This window comes from Acinetobacter sp. UBA6526 (genome assembly GCF_002434875.1).
GTDB classification, from domain to species: domain Bacteria; phylum Pseudomonadota; class Gammaproteobacteria; order Pseudomonadales; family Moraxellaceae; genus Acinetobacter; species Acinetobacter venetianus.
This window is the reverse complement of sequence record NZ_DJLC01000202.1, coordinates 23003-23293: the sequence shown is the minus strand read 5'-3', so window position 1 is coordinate 23293 and position 291 is coordinate 23003. Positions and strand designations below refer to the sequence as shown.

At 38.5% G+C, this 291-nt stretch carries 1 pseudogene; it reads right to left on the bottom strand.

The annotated features are described in order from the left end of the window. Positions 1-291 (bottom strand): annotated as a pseudogene (locus B4237_RS13775) (ATP-binding protein); the annotation flags it as partial.

Genomic DNA, 291 nt, shown 5'->3' with positions numbered 1-291 from the left:
CCGTATAGTGGTGGAATCGCCTTTGATTTATCGTGATTACGTAATACATCTTCAGGCATATCATCAGCCATCAACAAACTTAACCAATCAATCAATTCAGACGTTGATGGTGGTTTTTTCAGATTCGGAATTTCACGTAACTTAAAGAAGACTTGTAAAGCTTCACTGACCAAGGTATTTGAAATGCTTGGAAAATGTACAGCAATGATGTCACGCATCGTTGCTTCATCAGGGAACTCAATATAATGGAAGAAACAACGGCGCAAGAATGCATCTGGAAGTTCTTTTTCA